Source organism: Novosphingobium sp. PhB57 (assembly GCF_004342985.1).
Lineage (GTDB): Bacteria > Pseudomonadota > Alphaproteobacteria > Sphingomonadales > Sphingomonadaceae > Novosphingobium.
In genome coordinates this window covers 329,347-345,895 of sequence record NZ_SMBO01000005.1, presented here as the reverse complement: position 1 = coordinate 345,895, position 16,549 = coordinate 329,347, and the positions used below count along the sequence as shown (strand labels likewise).

General features: G+C 67.2%; 12 protein-coding genes. 9 read left to right on the top strand and 3 right to left on the bottom strand.

Annotated features, from left to right (window positions below; genetic code table 11):
- Window positions 1–9 precede the first annotated feature (9 nt).
- The 7 genes from manD (at window position 10) to EDF58_RS16840 (ending at window position 11,526) form a co-directional block, all read left to right on the top strand.
- Entirely contained in the window at window positions 10–1,221 is a 1,212-nt protein-coding gene (manD, locus tag EDF58_RS16870) for a D-mannonate dehydratase ManD (protein WP_132267648.1), read from the top strand.
- A complete protein-coding gene (locus EDF58_RS16865) occupies window positions 1,218–2,537 on the top strand; it encodes an MFS transporter (RefSeq protein WP_243654321.1) in 1,320 nt (439 codons plus the stop codon). Before manD ends, EDF58_RS16865 begins: the two co-directional genes overlap by 4 nt.
- A complete protein-coding gene (uxaC, locus tag EDF58_RS16860) occupies window positions 2,534–3,946 on the top strand; it encodes a glucuronate isomerase (RefSeq protein ID WP_132267645.1) in 1,413 nt (470 codons plus the stop codon). The genes EDF58_RS16865 and uxaC overlap by 4 nt, the downstream gene beginning before the upstream one ends.
- Window positions 3,943–5,403 carry a mannitol dehydrogenase family protein gene (locus EDF58_RS16855; protein ID WP_132267643.1) on the top strand — a complete coding sequence of 487 codons (1,461 nt, stop codon included), beginning with the start codon at window positions 3,943–3,945 and terminating at the stop codon, window positions 5,401–5,403. The genes uxaC and EDF58_RS16855 overlap by 4 nt, the downstream gene beginning before the upstream one ends.
- Complete coding sequence (locus EDF58_RS16850) at window positions 5,400–7,079, top strand: DUF5597 domain-containing protein (RefSeq protein WP_132267641.1); 1,680 nt, start codon at window positions 5,400–5,402, stop codon at window positions 7,077–7,079. Before EDF58_RS16855 ends, EDF58_RS16850 begins: the two co-directional genes overlap by 4 nt.
- 134 nt (window positions 7,080–7,213) lie before the next feature.
- Entirely contained in the window at window positions 7,214–10,129 is a 2,916-nt protein-coding gene (locus tag EDF58_RS16845) for a TonB-dependent receptor (protein ID WP_132267640.1), read from the top strand.
- A gap of 89 nt (window positions 10,130–10,218) precedes the next feature.
- Window positions 10,219–11,526, top strand: a complete 1,308-nt coding sequence (locus EDF58_RS16840; RefSeq protein ID WP_243654320.1) for an SGNH/GDSL hydrolase family protein — start codon at window positions 10,219–10,221, stop codon at window positions 11,524–11,526.
- A gap of 50 nt (window positions 11,527–11,576) precedes the next feature.
- On the opposite strand, the gene EDF58_RS16835 is transcribed toward EDF58_RS16840, so the two are convergent.
- The 3 genes from EDF58_RS16835 to EDF58_RS16825 form a co-directional block, all read right to left on the bottom strand.
- Entirely contained in the window at window positions 11,577–12,503 is a 927-nt protein-coding gene (locus EDF58_RS16835; protein ID WP_165921459.1) for a polysaccharide deacetylase family protein, read from the bottom strand.
- A gap of 290 nt (window positions 12,504–12,793) precedes the next feature.
- A complete protein-coding gene (locus EDF58_RS16830; RefSeq protein ID WP_243654341.1) occupies window positions 12,794–13,912 on the bottom strand; it encodes a glycoside hydrolase family 43 protein in 1,119 nt (372 codons plus the stop codon).
- 80 nt (window positions 13,913–13,992) lie between these two features.
- Window positions 13,993–15,264: an MFS transporter gene (locus EDF58_RS16825; RefSeq protein WP_132267636.1), complete on the bottom strand. Its 1,272-nt coding sequence runs from the start codon at window positions 15,262–15,264 to the stop codon at window positions 13,993–13,995.
- Between the two features lie 81 nt (window positions 15,265–15,345).
- Here EDF58_RS16825 and EDF58_RS16820 point away from each other — a divergent pair, with 81 nt between their 5' ends.
- Window positions 15,346–16,278 (top strand): LysR substrate-binding domain-containing protein, encoded by a 933-nt coding sequence (locus EDF58_RS16820; RefSeq protein WP_165921458.1) that lies wholly within the window; start codon window positions 15,346–15,348, stop codon window positions 16,276–16,278.
- A 54-nt stretch (window positions 16,279–16,332) separates the two neighbouring features.
- Window positions 16,333–16,542, top strand: a complete 210-nt coding sequence (locus EDF58_RS16815) for a hypothetical protein (protein WP_132267633.1) — start codon at window positions 16,333–16,335, stop codon at window positions 16,540–16,542.
- The last annotated feature ends 7 nt before the right edge of the window (window positions 16,543–16,549 follow it).

Below are 16,549 nucleotides of genomic sequence, written 5' to 3'. Positions count from 1 at the left end.
ATCCTCCCCATGCCCAAGATCGTCGATGCCAAAGTCATCATCACCTGCCCGGGTCGCAACTTCGTCACGCTGAAGATCACTTGCGACGACGGCACCACCGGCGTGGGTGACGCGACCCTCAACGGCCGCGAACTCTCGGTGGCCAGCTACCTGACCGACCACGTCATCCCCTGCCTGATCGGCCGCGACGCGCACCGTATCGAGGACGTCTGGCAGTACCTCTACAAGGGCGCCTACTGGCGACGCGGCCCGGTGACGATGACCGCCATCGCCGCCGTCGACATGGCGCTGTGGGACATCAAGGGCAAGATCGCCGGCCTGCCGGTCTACCAGCTGCTGGGCGGCGCCAGCCGTGAAGGCGTGATGGTCTACGGCCACGCCAACGGCACCACGATCGAGGACACGATCAACGTGGCGCTCGACTATCAGAAGCAGGGCTACAAGGCGATCCGCCTCCAGTGCGGCGTGCCGGGCATGGCTTCGACGTACGGCGTTTCCAAGGACAAGTACTTCTACGAGCCCGCCGACGCCGACCTGCCGACCGAAAACGTCTGGAACACCGCGAAGTACCTGCGTGTCGTGCCCGAACTGTTCAAGGCCGCGCGCGAGGCGCTGGGCTGGGACGTGCACCTGCTGCATGACATCCATCACCGCCTGACCCCGATCGAGGCGGGCCGCCTGGGCAAGGATCTTGAGCCCTACCGTCCGTTCTGGCTGGAAGACGCGACGCCTGCCGAAAACCAGGAAGCGTTCAAGCTGATCCGCCAGCACACCACCGCGCCGCTGGCCGTGGGCGAGATCTTCAACTCGATCTGGGACTGCAAGGACCTGATCCAGAACCAGCTGATCGACTACATCCGCGCCACCGTGGTCCATGCGGGCGGCATCACGCACCTTCGCCGCATCGCCGCGCTGGCCGATCTCTACCAGATTCGCACCGGCTGCCACGGCGCCACCGACCTTTCGCCGGTCTGCATGGCCGCCGCGCTGCACTTCGACCTCTCGGTGCCGAACTTCGGCGTGCAGGAATACATGCGCCACACGCCCGAGACCGACGCGGTCTTCCCCCATGCCTATACGTTCGAGAACGGCATGATGCACCCGGGCGAAGCGCCGGGCCTGGGCGTGGACATCGATGAGGAACTGGCCGCCGGCTACGAATACAGCCGCGCCTTCCTGCCGGTGAACCGCCTCGAAGACGGCACGATGTACAACTGGTGATCGCGGTGAACGGCGTGACGCCACTCAAGGCCGCGGCGACCGGCCCGGGGAAACCCGCGGGCCGGGTGCGCTGGATCGTCTGCGCGCTGCTGTTCGCGGCGGTGGTGCTGAGCTATGTGGACAGGCTGGTCCTGCCCACGCTCAAGCCCGAGCTTCAGGCCCGCTACGGCTGGAGCGAGAGCGGCTATGCCGATCTCGCGATCTGGTTCCAGGCGGGCTACGGCATTGCCTATGTCGTGTTCGGCAGGCTGATCGACCGGCTGGGCGCGCGGGCGGGCTATGCCCTGGCCGTGACGCTCTGGACGGTGGGCCACATGGCGCACGCGCTGTTCACGTCCACCAGCGGCATGCTCCTGGCGCGCATCCCGCTCGCCATCGGCGAGGCGGGGACATTCCCCGCCGCCATCGCCGCCACCAACGAATGGTTCCCCAAGCGCGAGCGCGCTTTCGCCATCGGCATCTTCAACGCCGGTTCCAACGTGGGCGCGATCCTGACGCCGCTGGTGGTGCCCGTGATCGCGCTGACGCTCGGCTGGCGCTGGGCCTTCATCCTCACCGGCCTGCTGACGGTGGTGTGGCTGGCGGCCTGGCTCGGCTTCTACCGCCGCCCGCGCGACAAGAAGAACCTCAGCGCCGAAGAACTGGCCTGGATCGAGGCCGATCCGGTGGAGAAACCGCGCCCCGTCAAGTGGCGCGCGCTGTTCGGCTATCGGCAGACCTGGGCCTACATGATGGGCCGCTTCCTGATCGATCCGGTCTGGTGGACTTTCCTGTTCTGGCTGCCGGACTTCTTCAACAAGCAGTTCGGCGTGAAGATGCTGGACTTCGGCCCGCCGCTGATCGCGGTCTATATTCTGGCCGACATCGGTTCGGTGCTGGGCGGCTGGGCTTCCTCGCGCTTCATCGGCCGGGGCTGGAGCGTCAACCGCTCGCGCAAGACGGCGATGTTCATGGCCGCGCTCTGCGCCGTGCCGATCGCCATGGCGCCGAATGCGCCGGGCCTGTGGACGGCCGTGGCGCTGGTGGGCCTCGCCTGCGCGGGACACCAGGGCTTCTCCGCCAACCTCTACGCGCTTCCCGGCGATACCATGCCGCGCTGGATGACCGGATCGGTCGTCGGCCTCGGCGGGCTTTCCGGGGCGCTGGGCGGCATGCTCATGGCCAAGTTCGCCGGCGCCATCCTTGAAACCGTGGGCAGCTACGAGCCGATCTTCGTCGTCGCCTCCTGCGCCTATCTCGTGGCGCTCGGCGTCATTCACCTGATTCTTCCCCGCTACCAGGTCGCCGATCCCGACGGCGAGAAAGTACCCGCATGACTCGTCCCCTCGTTCTCCACCCAGACCGCCTGTTCCCCGCCGATCCGGGCACCCACGCCATCGCGCGCGCGCTCTACGAAGGCGTGAAGGACCTGCCGATCGTCAGCCCGCATGGCCATACCGACCCGTCCTGGTTCGCCTATGACGCGCCGTTCACCGACCCTGCCTCGCTGCTGATCGTGCCGGACCACTACGTGTTCCGCATGCTCTATTCGCAGGGCGTGGCGCTGGAATCGCTGGGCGTGCCCAGCGTGGACGGCAGCTCGGTGGAGCAGGACCCGCGCAAGATCTGGGCGATCTTCGCGCAGCACTACCACTTGTTCCGCGGCACCCCTTCGCGCATGTGGCTGGACTGGGTCTTCGCGGAAGTGTTCGGCCTGGACGTGCTGCTGGATGAGACGACCGCCGACCATTACTACGAGGTAATCGACGCCGCGCTGAAGACCGAGGCGTTCCGCCCCCGTGCGCTGTTCGAGGCCTTCAACATCGAACTGATCGCCACCACCGAAGGCCCGCTCGACCCACTGGCGCATCACCGCGCGATCCGGGAAAGCGGCTGGAACGGCCGCGTCGTCACCGCCTATCGCCCCGACCCGGTGGTCGATCCCGAGACGCCGGGCTTTGCCGCCAAGGTCGCGAAGTTCGGCGAGATGGCGGGCGAGGACGTCTCGACTTACGCGGGCTATCTCGCCGCGCACCGCTTCCACCGCGCCCGCTTCCGCGAAGCCGGAGCCACCTCGACCGATCACGGCCATCCCAGCGCCCGCACCGCCGATCTCTCGCCAGAGGATTGCGAGGCGCTCTACCAGCGTGTCCTGTCGGCACCGGGCAAGGATGACGCCGAACTGTTCCGCGCCCAGCTCCTGACCGAAATGGCCGGGATGAGCGTGGAAGACGGCATGGTCATGCAGCTTCACCCTGCCGTCTATCGCAGCCACAACCAGGCCGTGCTCGACCGCTTCGGCCGCGACAAGGGCGGCGATATCCCGCTGCCCGGCGAATTCGTGCAGGCGCTGAAGCCCCTGCTCGACCGCCATGGCAACGACCCGCGCCTGACGCTGATCCTGTTCACGCTGGACGAGGACGTCTATTCGCGCGAACTGGCGCCGCTCGCCGGGCACTATCCCTCGCTGCGCCTTGGGCCGCCCTGGTGGTTCCACGATTCCCCCGAAGGCATGCGCCGCTTCCGCGAGCGCACGACCGAGACCTCGGGCTTCTACAACACCGTCGGCTTCAACGACGATACCCGTGCCTTCCTCTCGATCCCCGCCCGGCACGACGTGGCCCGCCGCATGGACTGCGCCTGGCTGGCGCAGCTCGTGGCCGAGCACCGCCTGCCCGAGGATGAGGCGCATGAAGTCGCCCGCGCGCTTGCTTACGATCTCGTCAAGGCGGCGTACAAGCTGTGAGGCTTTCCGCAGAGACCCTCGGCCAGGTTCCGGCCGCCGTCGCCCGTCCCGCCTATGACCGCGCGGCGGTCAGGGCGGGGGTCGTCCACCTTGGCATCGGTGCCTTCCACCGCGCGCACCAGGCCGCCGTGTTCGAGGCGGCGCTGGCTTCGGGCGACTTGCGCTGGGGCGTGATCGGCGTCTCTCTGCGCTCGGCCTCTGTGCGGGACCAGATGAACCCGCAGGACGGCCTCTACACCCTGCTGGTGCGCGAAGGCGCGGTGCAGACCCCGCAGATCATCGGCGCCGTGCAGCATGTGCTGGTCGCCCCGGAAGAGCCGGAGGCGGTGGTGGCCGCGCTGGCCTCGCCGGACACGCACCTCGTCACGTTGACCGTGACCGAGAAAGGCTATTGCCTCGATCGCAAGACCGGCAAGCTGATGGCCGAGGACGCCGACGTCGCCGCCGACCTGGCCGGGCTGGAGCGTCCGCGCACCGCGGCGGGCTTCCTTGTCGCGGCGCTTGCGCGTCGGCGGGCAGAGGGCCTCGCTCCGCTCTCGATCCTCTCCTGCGACAACCTGCCCCACAACGGCGCGCTGCTGAAAGGCGCGGTGCTCGCCATGGCCGAGGCGCACGATCCTGCGCTCGCCGCCTGGATCGCGCAGGGCTGCACGTTCCCGGCCACCATGGTCGACCGCATCGTGCCCGCCACCACGGACGAGGACATCGCCGGTCTCGCCGCGCTGACCGGCGTGGAAGATCGGGCCATGGTCAAGGCCGAGCCCTTCCTGCAATGGGTGATCGAGGACAGCTTCGCAGGCGAGCGCCCGGATTTCGCCGCGCTCGGCGTCCAGCTGACCGATGCGGTCGCCCCGTGGGAGGAAGCCAAGCTGCGCCTGCTCAACGGCGCCCATTCGGCCATCGCCTATCTCGGCGGGCTGGCAGGCGATGCGTTCGTCCACGAGTTCGTCGGCACCGCGCAGGGCCGTGCTTTCGTCGAGCGGCTGTGGGACGAAGTGGTGCCCACGCTGAACCCGCCCGCCGGGCTCGACGTGCCGGCCTACCGGCAGGAACTGATGGCCCGCTTCGCCAACAGCGCGCTCCAGCACCGCACCCGCCAGATCGCCATGGACGGATCGCAGAAGCTGCCGCAGCGCCTGCTTGCGCCGCTGGCCGCTGTGGCGGAGCAGGGCGGTTCCTTCGCGGCCATCACGCTGGCCGTTGCCGCCTGGGTACGCTGGCAGGCGGGCACGAGCGACGCGGGCGAGAGCTTCGCCATCGACGATCCCGCCGCTGCCGCCCTTGCCGATGCACTGCGCCTTGCGGCCACGCCGCGCGCCCGGGTCACCGAGGCCCTCGGCGTGCTGGGCCATGTGCCCGATGCCGCCGTGCTCGACGCCGTGGCCGCCCATCTCGGCCATCTCGAAACTTCCGGCGCCCGCGCCGTCATCACTGCATTCCTGGGAGAGAACGCATGACCCTCCGCACTGCCCTGCTGGCGGTCTCGGCCATTGCGGCCAGCCTGAGCCTCGCCGCTCCCGCCCTGGCCGATGCGCCGCGTCTGGAGACCAAGGGCGATACGAAGCAGCTGATCGTGAACGGCAAGCCGATGCTGATGATCGCGGGCGAGCTGAGCAATTCGGCTTCCTCCAGCGCCGCCTACATGGCGCCGCACTGGAAGCGGTTGAAGGAGATGAACCTCGATACCGTGCTGACGCCGGTGTCGTGGGAACTGATCGAACCCACCGAGGGCACGTTCGACTGGTCCTCGGTCGATTCCCAGATCAAGGCGGCGCGCGCCAACAACCTCAAGCTGGTGGTGCTGTGGTTCGGGGCGTGGAAGAACTCCATGTCCACGTACATCCCGGCCTGGGTCAAGCGCGACCAGCAGCGCTTCCCGCGCGCGCAGCTTCCCAATGGTCAGGGCGTGGAGATCCTCTCGACGTTCGGCGCCGAGACGCTGAAGGCCGACGAGCGCGCCTATGCCGCGCTCATGGCGCACCTCAAGGCGGTGGATTCCACGCAGAATACCGTCGTCATGGTGCAAGTGGAGAACGAGATCGGCATGTTGCCGGTCGCGCGCGACTACAGCGCCGCCGCCAATGCCGCCTACCGCGAGCCGGTTCCGGCCGAACTGGTCAACTACCTCGTCGCTCACAAGGACTCGCTGGTTCCGGGCATGCGCCGGATGTGGCTCGAACGCGGCGCGCGTACCAGCGGTTCGTGGGACGAGCTGTTCGGCGGCGGCGATGCCGCGGCGGAGGTCTTCGCGGCCTGGCACTATGCCCGCTTCGCCGACCAGCTCGCCGCGGCGGGCAAGGCGGCCTATCCGATCCCGATGTACGTCAACGTGGCGCTCAACCGGCCGGGCCGCATCCCCGGCGAATACCCGAGCGGCGGCCCGCTGCCGCACTTGCTCGACGTCTGGAAGGCCGGAGGGCCGCACCTCGATTTCCTGGCGCCGGACATCTACTTTTCCAGCTTCGTGGATATCGTGAACGGCTACAAGCGCCCGGACAACGTGCTGTTCATTCCCGAGGCGCACAATTCTACCAATCCGGTGGCGCCCGCCAATGCGTTCTACGCCATCGGCCAGCTCGACGCGATCGGCTTCGGCCCCTTCTCCATCGACTCGGTGGACGAGGATCCCGGCGCGCTTAAGGATGCCTACGGCGTGCTCCAGCAGCTCAAGCCCTACATTCTCGATGCGCAGGGCACCGATCGCATGGTCGGCTTCAAGCCGCGCCAGCTCTATGACGAAACGCTGGTCTACGAGCCGGAAACCCGCGATGTCGGCCCCTATCGCTTCACCATCGCCTATGCCGATATCCAGCGGCCGGTGGCCAATCCCGGCGCCGACGCTTCGGTACCGGGCACCACTGCGGCGATCGCGGCGGCAGGCGGCATGATCATCCAGATCGGACCGGAAGAGTATCTGATCGCCGGGCAGGGCATTACCGTGACGTTCAAGCCCAGGACCGGCAAGGCTGCGCTGGCCGGGATCGATTCGGCGTTCGAGGGCGAATTCGATTCGACCGGCAAATGGGTGCCCGGCCGCCTGCTCAACGGCGACCAGACGCACCAGGGCCGCCACATCCGCCTGGAGTCCGGAAAGTGGCAGATTCAGCGGGTAAAACTCTATGATTACGATTGAAAGATACCGCTAACATAACTGTTGACGCGCGCCGGCACTGGGCATATTAAGGCTTCAATGATAGCGCTACCAGTGTTGGCGCAACCCACGATCCGCTCGGAAGCGGACGTGATTTAAATGGGAGGGGATATCCAATGCGATCCAACCGTATTTCCGTTCGTGCCGTTCTTCTGAGCGCCGCCGCGCTTTCGGGCCTTTCCGCGCCTGCCGCCTTCGCGCAGGACGCTGCGGGCACCACGGCCGCCGACACCGCCGATACGACCGCCGCCCCTCAGGACGATACGCCTTCCGCGGGCGACATCATCGTCACCGGCATCCGCGCCTCGCTGCAGAGCGCGACCAATGCCAAGCGCGACGCCGTGACCTTCGGCGATTCGATCTTCGCCGAAGACATCGGCAAGCTGCCCGCCACCAACCTGGCCGAAACGCTGAACCGCATGCCCGGCGTGCGCCTCAACCGCGACATCAACGGCGAAGGCACCCAGGTCGCCATCCGCGGCCTTGGCCCCAGCTTCACCCGCGTGCTGCTGAACGGCTCGCAGCTCCAGGTCGCGTCCGACGGCGGCACCAACGGCGGCAGCGCCAACCGCGAAGTCGATCTCGACTTCTTCCCGTCCGAACTCTTCACCCGTCTCGACCTTGCCAAGAGCCCTTCGCCCTCGACGCTCGAAGGCGGTATCGCCGGCACCGTCAACCTGCACAACGCGCGCCCCTTCGACAAGGAAGGCACGCACTTCACCGTCGTCGGCCAGGGCCAGTATACCGATAGCAACGGCAAGATCAGCCCGCGCGGCGCGGTCGTCGCCAGCCACACCACGGATACCTTCGGCATTCTCGTCGGCGTGGCCGGCGTGAAGACCAAGACCCGCGTCGATGGCTTCGAATCCGTGGGCTGGACCGACGGCAACCTTGGCGCCGGCGATCCGGGCGGCAACAACTTCTCCTGGGCCTCGGTGGTTCCGACCAATACCGGCCACGGCCTCGTCGCCGGCCAGCCGGTGGACGTGGTCGCCACTTCGGGTCTCACCCGCGACCAGCTCAGCACCGCGCTGATCCCGCGCCTTGGCCGCAACAGCCTGACCAACGGCGACCGTTCGCGCATCTCTGCGCTGGCATCGCTCGAATGGCGTCCCAGCGACGAGCTGCACTTCGCGATCGACGGTATCTGGGCCAAGTCCAAGCGCGACTACTACAAGGTCAACATGAACTGGCAGGTCCGTAACTCGGGCCCGGGCACCAGCGCGCAGTCGACCGGCGGCATGATCCCGATCGACCTTGCGGTCGACGACAACGGCGTGGTCACCAGCGGCACCTTCGCCAACTCCTCGTTCTTCCTCGAAGCGAGCCAGTTCAAGCAGACCACCAAGTTCTGGAACATCGCGCCGAGCGTCACCTGGCAGCCTTCCGACCGCGTGAAGGTGGAAGCCAATGCCAACTGGTCGAAGAGCAAGTTCTTCCGCGAACAGCCGACTTGGGCCTTCCAGACCACCCCGGGTTCGGGCGTGGACGTCTATTACGACAACAGCGGCGGCAACCAGCCGATCATCACCACCAATGTCGATCTCAACGATCCGAACATGGGCTGGGAATGGTACCGCCAGAACGTGTCGCTGGTTCGCCGCGATACCGAGACGCGCGGTGCCCACCTCGACACCACCATCGGCGACAGCGACTTCAGCGTGAAGTTCGGCGGCGCCTATGATCGCGCCCAGCGTTCGATCCGCGCCTACGACAACAGCCCGGCCTACCAGCTTTCCGTCTGCGGCACCGGCTGCACCGGCGATACCGGCTCGATCACCACCGGCCAGATCCCGCAGTACCTGACCCAGTTCCCGGTCAGCAACTTCGGCCATCTCGCCAGCGGCAGCGTGGGCTACAATGCCTTCGTCATCCCCGACTTCGATGCCATCAAGCAGGCCACCAACTACGCCAGCTACCGTGACAGCGCGCCGGAAACGCGCGGCGCGGTGACCGGCGGCGCCACGGGCGACATCGACGAGACGGTGCTGGGCGCCTACTTCGAACTGAACGGCACCACCGAACTGTTCGGCCGCGAACTGCACATGAACGGCGGCATGCGCTATGCCCATACCAAGCAGATCGTCGTCGGCCCGAGCCAGGTCGGCACCGCCATCATCGACATCACCTCGCGCTCGAACTACGACAACTTCCTGCCCTCGGTGAACTTCACCTACGATCTGCTGGACAACCTGAAGCTGCGCTTCTCGGCCTCGCGCACGATGACGCGTCCGAATGCCGACCAGATCCTGCCGGGCATCACGTTCTCGGATCCCTCGGCCCTCACGGCCAGCGCGGGCAATCCTGATCTGAAGCCCTACACTTCGGACAACTTCGATATCGGCGGTGAATTCTACACCGGCGGCATCGGTTATGTCGGTGTGTCGGCCTTCCAGAAGAACATCGCCGGCTTCACCGTCACCACGTCCTCGGAAGTGCCTTTCGGTTCGCTCAACATTCCGTACGACAGCCTGATCTCGACCCAGCAGAACGCCCTCAGCGACCGCTCGCTCCAGACCGGCGTGCCGATCGCGAACCTGCCGATCACGGTGACCCGCCCGATCAACCTCAGCGATCTGAAGATCAAGGGCATCGAGGCCACCTGGGTGCAGCCGCTCGACTTCCTGGTGCAGGGCCTGGGCTTCTCGGCCAACGGCACCTACCTGAAGCAGTCCTCGTCCTCGGGCCTCGTTGCCACCGGTGTTTCGCCCTACTCGTACAACCTCCAGGGCTTCTACGAGAACAACGGCCTGTCGGTCAGCGTGAACTACGTCTGGAACGACGCGTCGATCGCCGTGAACGGTCCGCAGAACGGCATCCAGAACGCCGCCCTGCGCTCGGACGCCCGTGGCCAGCTCGACATGTCGGCCGGCTACCAGCTGCCCTTCCTGAACAACGCGGTGCGCCTGACGCTCGATGTGCTGAACATCACCAACGAGCCGATCCGCACCACCTTCGAATACGACAACGCCGCTTACTCGGTCTACTATCCGGGCCGTCAGGTCCTGCTGGGTCTGCGCGCCAACTTCTGATTGTTCTTGCAGGGAACTCCTCCTCCCTGAAAACTCCGAGCCGGCGTCCATTCCCTGGATGCCGGCTCATTTCTTTTATGGGGTCCGCGATGCTGCCGAAGTTCCGTCACCTTGCCCTCACCGCCCGGATGGTCACGGGCCGCCCGTTCAGGCGTGCGCTGATCCCGGCTGCTCTTTTGACGGCCGGGCTGGGCGTCTCGGCGCCTGCGCTGGCGGCGGTCTGCCCCTGGGTTTCGGCCTGGGGATCCTCGCAAATGCTTCCCGATGCCGACAATGCCCTTCCGGCCGAGGCCACGCGCGATGTGACGCTGCGGCAGATCGTGCGGCCCTCGATCGGCGGCACCGGACTGCGCGTGCGCCTGTCCAATGCTTTCGGCGACACGCCGCTGGTGATCGAGGCCGCCACGCTGGCCCGCGCCCGGGCGGCGGACAAGGCCGGGATCGACGCGCGTTCGCTCACGCCGCTGCGCTTCTCCGGCAACGCCCGCGTGGTGATCCCGCCGGGCGCGGACTGGCTTTCCGACCCCCTGGACCTGCCCGTCCGCGCGTTCGAGGACCTGGCCGTCTCGCTCCACGTCCAGGCCATGCCCCAGCGCCAGACCGCGCATCCCGGCTCGCGCGCGACTTCGTACTGGATCGCGGGCGACCATGTTGCCGATGCCGAACTGGCTGCGGCCAAGCCGATCGACCACTGGTATCTCCTTTCGGGAATCGAGGCGCGGGCCTGCTGGGCGGGCGCTGTGGTGGCACTGGGCGATTCGATAACCGACGGGCGCGGCTCCACCACCAATGGCAACGACCGCTGGACCGACGTGCTCGCCCGGCGGCTGGCGGGCAGTTCGGCGGGCAGTTCGGCGGGGGTTGCGGCAGGCAGGCGCGCGGTGATCAACCAGGGCATCGGCGGCAACCGCGTTCTGCTTGACGGGCTCGGGCCCAATGCCATGGCCCGGCTAGACCGCGACGTGCTGGCGCTGCCCGGCGTCACTCACCTCATCGTGCTGGAAGGCATCAACGACCTGGGCGTCCTCACGCGCGACCACCCGGTGAGCGCTGCGGAACACGCCGCCATGGTGGAGCAGATCACCGGCGCCTACGGCCAGATCGTTGCCCGCGCCCATGCGAAGGGGATCAAGGTCTACGGCGCGACATTGCTGCCGTTCATGGGCATGGACTACTACCACCCCGGGGCCGTCAACGAGGCCGACCGCCAGGCGATCAACGCCTGGATCCGGGCACCGGGCAACTTCGATGCGGTGATCGATTTCGACAAGGTCATGCGCGATCCCGCGCGGCCGGACCGGCTCAATCCCGCCTATGACGTGGGCGACGCGATCCATCCCAACCCGGCCGGCTACAAGGCCATGGGCGAGGCGATCCCGCTGGACTTGCTGCGCTAGGAAAGAGCGAGGAGAGGTGCGTCTCCCGGATCAGGTCCGGGATGACGATCTCAGGCCGGGCAGACGTCGTCTCCGGGGCGCGGCAGCGGTGTCGTGCGCAGCAGGGCAGGCGTCGGGCCGGGTCTGGCCGGATCGGTGGCGGCATAGAACGGGTCGCGCTGGGCCTGTTCCAGAGTGACGAACCGAAAGCCCATGTCCCGGTAGAGCGCCAGGAGCCGCGGCATCATCCGCGCATCGAAGGCGCCGACGTGGAGCAGCAGCACATAAGGCACATCGCGGCGGAACCGGGCCTGCGAAGCGGCCCGCGCGGCCTCGGCATCGGCGCGGGCGGCGGAAAGGAAGCGCGCTTCGAGATCGGCGATCGCGGCGGTGTTCCCCTGGGCAGCGCAGCGGGCATAAGGCGCATTCCAGGCCCAGTCGTCGAAGGAGAGGCTGACCCCCGCGATACGATAGTGCCGCTGCGCCAGCGCCGCCCGCACGGCGTCGCGCACGGCCGGGTCCCTGCCCTCGGCGAGGAAGGGGTAGCGTAGCCAGCGCTTCATGCCGCGCGGTGCGAGTGCGGCCTGGTTGCGGTCCAGCTCGGCCACGAATTCCGCCGCACCCACTTTGTCCAAATTGAGATGCCGGAAGCCGTGATTGCCGAAAGGCAGCCCGGCGGCGCGCCAATGGTCCAGCACGGTGTCGAGATCGCCAGCCTCGCCCTTGCCGGCATTGACGAAGCCGAAAGCCGGGGCGCGGGCCTGTTTCAGGGCGGCCAGGATGGCGTCCGTCACCGAGAGCGGGGTATCGCCGCCGGGGTAAGGCGTGTGCAGGGGCAGGTCGTCGAACGTGAGCGCGATCTGCGGCGCGGGGGCGGCAAGCGCGGGATGCGGGGCGAGCGCCAGGATCAGGGGCAGCGCGGCGCTCAGCAGGCGCGTGGATCTTGCGGCTGGCGCCCTGGTTGCCGTTGCGACTTGCGTCGTTACTTCCGCCTGCACGCCCTCTTCCCCCACCTTTTCCTGAACCGTCCCTCCGCACTGCCCATCCCTTATTTCGTCATTGCGAGCGTAGCGAAGCAATCCAGAGTCGCGCAGAGCCGCCCTGGATTGCTTCGCTACGCTCGCAATGACGAGGTGTGTCGGGTGTCGGATGTCTGTGTTTCCGTCTGTCGGCTGTGCGTGTGGTTCAAGAGACTGCGCGCCCCTTGGGCGATCTCGCATACCCGCACCCCCGCAGGAGCGCCCAAAGGGATGGCGAACCGTGTCTGGTTCGCCATCCCTTCGCCGGATCAGTGAACGAAGGGATCGATCGTCTTGATCGTGCCGTCTTCGTTGTAGTGCAGTTCGGTGACCTTGACGTTGCGCAGGCGCGTCTGGCCGGAGAGCTGGCTGTCGGCATAGAACAGCCACCACTTGCCGTCCTTCTCGACGATCGAGTGGTGCGAGGTCCAGCCTTCGACCGGGTTCAGGATGCGGCCCTTGTACGTGAAGGGACCGTAGGGGTTATCGCCGATACCGTAAGCGATGTAGTGCGTGTCGCCGGTCGAGTAGCTGAAGTAGTACTTGCCCTTGTACTTGTGCATCCACGAGGCTTCGAAGAACCGGCGGTCATGGTCGCCGCCGAGCAGGAGCTTGCCCTTCTCGTCCACGATCTTCACTTCACGCGGTGCCTCGGCGAATTCCAGCATGTCGCCGGTCATGCGCGCCACGCGCGGGAGCAGGGCGGGCTTGTCGTCGGCCTGGAGGTCGGTCTTCGAACCGTTCGGATCGTACTTGCCGTTCACGTTGCGCTGGAGCTGGCCGCCCCAGATGCCGCCGAAGTACATGTAGCTCTGGCCGTCGTCGTCAGTGAAGACGGCGGGGTCCATCGAGTAGCTGCCCTTGATCGGCTGCGGTTCCGCCTTGAACGGGCCCATCGGGTCCTTCGAGGTGGCGACGCCGATGCGGAAGGCGCCCTGCTTGTCCTTGGCCGGGAAGTAGAGGTAGTACGTGCCGTTCTTGAAGGCGGCGTCGGGCGCCCACATCTGCTTCGAGGCCCAGGGCACCTGCTTCACGTCCAGCGCGAGGGGACCGATGGTGACCTTGTCGCCCACCTTGTCCATCGACAGGACGTGGTAGTCGCGCATTTCGAAGTGGCCGCCGAGATCGTCTTCCGGCGTGGGACCGTCCACGTCGTGGCTGTTGTAGATGTAGAACTTGCCGTTCCAGACATGGGCGGAAGGATCGGCGGTGTACATCTCGCTGACCAGCGGCTGCGAAAGGTACTTTTTGCCCGAAGCGGCGCCGGCTTCGGTGGCATCGGCCGATGCGGCGGCGTCAGGCGCGCCCCCGGTACCATTGCAGGCGGCCATCAGGCCGCAGAAAGCGGTTGCCGCAAGGGCTGCGTAAATTCGCCTCGACACATCTATCTCCCGGTCGGTTTAAACCTTCTATCCGAAAGATAGCGCTAACATCCGTCAGGGGCAACCGGGATATTCTCGCCCCCCGGTCAGGCGAATTCCGGCCGCCGAACAGCGCGAACCTTGCCGATGCCCGCCACGAAAACGAGCGCGGCAACCACGGCGAACGCGCCGGCCAGGGCGAAGGCGGGCGTGTAGGAGCCGGTCAGCTCGCGGATCACGCCGGCGCCGAAAGCGGCCAGCGCGGCGCCCATCTGGTGCGCCACCATCACCCAGCCGAACACGATCGGCGCGTCGCGCTCTCCAAAGGACAGGTTGGCGAGCTTGAGCGTCGGCGGCACCGTGGCGATCCAGTCCAGCCCGTAGAACACCGCGAAGATGGTCAGGCTGACCGTGCCGAAATCGATGAAGGGCAGGGCCAGCAGCGACAGTCCGCGCAGGCCGTAATAGACGGCCAGGAGGCGGCGCGGGTCGTGGCGATCGGACAGCCAGCCCGACGCGGTCGTGCCGATCAGGTCGAAGAAGCCCATCAGCGAAAGCAGCCCGGCGGCCGCGACCGGGGCGATGCCGTGGTCTCCGCAGAAGGCGATCATATGCGTGCCGACCAGGCCGTTGGTGGTGAGGCCGCAGACGAAGAAGCTTCCCGCCAGCAGCCAGAACACCGGCTGGCGGGCGGCGCGGACGAGCGCCTCGATGGCGAGCCAGGGCGTCGCCGCCTGCTTCATCGGCGGCGCGGGGGCAGTGCCTTCCTCTTCGCCGAAACGCCGCACGCCGCGCGTCTCGGGACGTTCGGGGACGAACAGGGCCACCACGGGGATAAGCGCGGCGCAGCCCAGGCTGACGGCCAGCGCCACCGGCCGCCAGGCGCCGCCTTCCGACAGCCAGGCCAGGAAGGGCAGGAACACGAGCGCGCCGGTGGCCGTGCTGGCGCTCAGCATGCCCATGACCAGCCCCTGCCGCGAGGCGAACCAGCGGTTGACCACGGCCGCGCCCAGCACCGAGGCGACGGCACCCGAACCGATGCCCGACAGCACGCCCCAGCTCAGCACGAAATGCCAGGGCGCGGTCATCCAGCGGCTGGCGAAAGTGGACAGCGCCATGAGCACGAGGCCCGCCAGCATGGTGCGCTTGATGCCCACGCTCATCATCAGCGCCGCGGCGAAGGGGCCGACGAGACCGTAGAGCAGGATGCCGATGGCCGCGGAGAACGAGATCGTCGCCCGGTCCCAGCCGAAGTGCAGTTCCAGGGGCAGCATCATCACGCCCGGTGCCGATCGCAGACCGGCCGAGAACAGCAGGGCGAAGAAGGTCACGGCCACGACGATCCAGGCGGGGTGCGGGCGGCGGAGGGCAAGGGGCATGGGCAGGTTTCCCGAAAAGGTCGAAGCGGAGAGATAGCGGGAGTCCCGCCGCGATCCGAACGAGAAAGATTGGCGCGGGTTGTGAATTCCAGTAACAACCCGGGCATGTACCGCCCGCCCTCGCTCAACACGCTGCGTGCGCTGGTCGCCGCTGCCCGGCACCGCAGTTTCACGCGGGCGGCCGAGGAACTGGGCGTTACGCACGGCGCGATCAGCCACCGGGTCCGCGAAGTGGAGGAGCGGCTGGGAGAACCGATGTTCGAGCGGCAGGGCAATTCCATGCAGCCGACCCTGGCCGCGCTGCGCATCCTGCCCACCGTGCGCCAGTCGCTGGAACTGATCGCCAGCGTATTTCCGGAACCGCCCGCGGCGGGGCATGTCGTGCTGAAAGTGGCGGTGCTCCCGTCATTCGCCTCGCACTGGCTGGTGCCGCGGCTGGCGGAGTTCCACGAATCCCATCCCGGCATCGCCATCGCGCTCGATCCGCGCATGGACCTCAGCCCGGTCGGCCCGCAGGGGCTGGACGCCGCCATCCGCTATGGCAGCGGCGAGTGGCCGGGGCTGGTGGTCGAACGGCTGATGCAGGATACCGTGTTCCCCGCCTGCTCGCCCGCCTATCGCGAGCGGATGGGGATCGAGAGCGAGCAGGACCTCGGCCGCTGCCGGTTCCTGCGCAATTCCTGGCAGCCTTGGACGCCGTGGTTCCAGCGCGCCGGGCTGGCGCTGCCGGAGCCTGCCGATTCGCAGCCTTACGACGATGCCGGGCTGCTGCTGGAAGCGACCGCGGCCGGGCATGGCGTCGCGCTCGTGCGCAAGGTGATCGCGCAGGACGCCATCGCCGCCGGGCGGCTGGTCCGTCTCTCCGCGGTGGAGCATCCCTTTGAAGGCGCCTATCATTTCGTTCGCCATCCCGGCAGTCCTCCGGCCAGGACCGCGGCGGTGCTGGCCTTCGCGGGGTGGCTGAAGCATCGCCTTGATGGTGAGTTTACCGGAGCGAAACTCCAACACCCGTAATTGCCATTGCCGGGACCGCGCCAAGCTGGCACGGGCAGGTCGAGGGCAATGCGAATGACCATCCTGCAAGATATCGAGAAACTCGTCGTCCGGCTCGCACCAGAGCCGGTCTGCGACGATTGCATCACGCAAAGGCTGGGCCTGAGCGTGCTTCACCATGCGGATGTCCAGACCCGCGAACTCGTTGGAACCAACGGTTTCGTGCGGAGCAAGGACGAATGCAGCCTTTGCGGCGAGACCAAGCTGGTGATTCGCCGGCACTGACGGCGCG

Coding starts and splice junctions, on each gene's coding strand:
- manD (WP_132267648.1), top strand. CDS start 10: ATGCCCAAGATCGTCGATGCCAAAGTCATCATCACCTGCCCGGGTCGC.
- uxaC (WP_132267645.1), top strand. CDS start 2,534: ATGACTCGTCCCCTCGTTCTCCACCCAGACCGCCTGTTCCCCGCCGAT.
- EDF58_RS16850 (WP_132267641.1), top strand. CDS start 5,400: ATGACCCTCCGCACTGCCCTGCTGGCGGTCTCGGCCATTGCGGCCAGC.
- EDF58_RS16845 (WP_132267640.1), top strand. CDS start 7,214: ATGCGATCCAACCGTATTTCCGTTCGTGCCGTTCTTCTGAGCGCCGCC.
- EDF58_RS16840 (WP_243654320.1), top strand. CDS start 10,219: ATGCTGCCGAAGTTCCGTCACCTTGCCCTCACCGCCCGGATGGTCACG.
- EDF58_RS16825 (WP_132267636.1), bottom strand. CDS start 15,264: ATGCCCCTTGCCCTCCGCCGCCCGCACCCCGCCTGGATCGTCGTGGCC.
- EDF58_RS16815 (WP_132267633.1), top strand. CDS start 16,333: ATGACCATCCTGCAAGATATCGAGAAACTCGTCGTCCGGCTCGCACCA.